Genomic DNA, 933 nt, shown 5'->3' on the forward strand with positions numbered 1-933 from the left:
CCCCCTCGCCGTACAGGCTGTCGTTACCCAGGCCACCGCTCACCAGATCATCGGTGCCATAACCATGCAGCTCGTCATTGCCTTCGGTGCTGGTCATCACCATCACCTTGACTTGCGCCAGGCTCCAAGTCGTGCCATTGGCGAAGCGGATCTCTTCCAATTGGTAACCACTGTTGAAGAAATACCTCAGGGTAATCTTGTCCGAAGTTCCCTTGAGGGCAATGTTCAGATTGCTGGCGGAGCGAGTTAGCACCATGTCCTCGGGATTGATATCAGCACCAAACTCTATGACATCGACTTTGCCAGCCGTGGTGTCGTAGTTGTTGATGGTGTCTTGGCCCCAGCCGCGACTGAATCGATAGATGTCAGAGCCGGCTCCGCCATCCAGGGTATCGTTGCCTACCCCACCAATCAGCACATCGTTCCCGCCCTCACCGAAAATCCGATCGTCTCCTTCCAGGCCGTTAAGCTCATTATCCATACCGTTGCCGTGCATCTCGTCATTTCCCGTTGTTGCTCCGGCAATTATCGCGTTGATCTGATTTAGGCCCCAGCTCTGCCCGTTGGCAAAACGAATCTGCTCCAGTTGATAACCATTGTTGAAGAAATAACGCACTACAATTTTGTCCGACGTACCCTTAAGCTGAATATTCAAGTCATTGTCAGTACGGGTCAGAACGATATCTTGCGAAGTGATATTTCCTAGAAATTCTATGACATCAACTTTGCCAATCGTAGAGTCGTAACTGTTGATGGTGTCCTGGCCCCAGCCTCGTTCGAACCGGTAGACATCCGAACCTGTCCCCCCATCCAGTACATCGTTGCCCACACCACCGACCAACACATCGTTGCCGCCCTCGCCGTACAGGCTGTCGTTACCTAGGCCACCGCTCACCAGATCATCGGTACCATAACCATGCAGCTCGTCATTGC

Annotated in this window: 1 protein-coding gene; it reads right to left on the minus strand. The window is 52.7% G+C overall.

Annotated elements, in window-relative coordinates:
- The coding region (locus EIY71_RS28470) for a calcium-binding protein (protein WP_305955779.1) at nt 1-933 on the minus strand (933 nt) is incomplete at both ends.

Origin of the sequence: Pseudomonas sp. CH235, from assembly GCF_004368175.1 — a bacterium.
Lineage (GTDB): Bacteria > Pseudomonadota > Gammaproteobacteria > Pseudomonadales > Pseudomonadaceae > Aquipseudomonas > Aquipseudomonas paraglycinae.